Below are 290 nucleotides of genomic sequence, written 5' to 3' on the forward strand. Positions count from 1 at the left end.
GGATGGTGGCAGGCCGTATGGGAACCGATTGTATGGCTCATTCTCGTCGACCCAGGACTTATTCCACGATTTCTGGTTCCAGGGGGGGTTCGCAACGACGCGGTCGAAGACTTCGAATTCGCCGTGTTCGGTGACGAACTTCGGCTCTCGAATCGTGTCACCCTTCGCAATCTGGGCGTCTTGCATCTCGTGCAAGAGAAGGTTCATCTCACCGATGGCCCACGTGTTCAGGTTCTTCTCTTGACCGTAGAGCGAGATGTTGTCGGCGTCACCGGACTCCTGGCGAACCT

At 56.6% G+C, this 290-nt stretch carries 1 protein-coding gene; it reads right to left on the reverse strand.

Going from position 1 to position 290, the window contains the following annotated elements; all coding sequences use genetic code 11:
• Positions 1 to 290: HsdM family class I SAM-dependent methyltransferase (locus AUR66_RS06585; RefSeq protein ID WP_157533017.1), on the reverse strand; the 290-nt coding region annotated here is incomplete at both ends.

Source organism: Haloferax profundi (assembly GCF_001469865.1).
In the GTDB taxonomy this organism is placed as follows: Archaea; Halobacteriota; Halobacteria; order Halobacteriales; family Haloferacaceae; genus Haloferax; species Haloferax profundi.